Annotated in this window: 1 protein-coding gene; it reads right to left on the reverse strand. The window is 36.7% G+C overall.

Annotated elements, in window-relative coordinates:
- Window positions 1-320: radical SAM protein (locus JKP73_RS22325; RefSeq protein ID WP_438874675.1), on the reverse strand; the 320-nt coding region annotated here is incomplete at its 3' end.
- Window positions 321-330: the final 10 nt, after the last annotated feature.

Consider the following 330-nt stretch of genomic DNA (forward strand, 5'->3'; position numbering starts at 1 on the left):
TTCACTTTATCTTCGGTAAAATCCCCCGGATTTGCTTCAATCGAAAATTCCCCACAACGCGATATGTCAAATTTTTGTTTGATAAACGAAAGCAAAGCATCTAACTGGCTTACCGTTAGTGCGGTTGGGGTTCCTCCGCCAATACATATCGTTTTTACATCGTTTCCATTCTCCGTTACATAAGCATTGATCTCGTGTTTCAATGCCTCAATATAATCATCAGCAAGTTTCTCGTTATAAAAAAAGTTTGTAAAAGCACAGTAGTGACAAATTTGCTGACAAAATGGGACATGAATATATACAGATTGAATTGCATTCATATTATTGCTC

The sequence above is a fragment of the Virgibacillus salexigens genome, from assembly GCF_014905415.1.
In the GTDB taxonomy this organism is placed as follows: domain Bacteria; phylum Bacillota; class Bacilli; order Bacillales; family Amphibacillaceae; genus Virgibacillus; species Virgibacillus salexigens.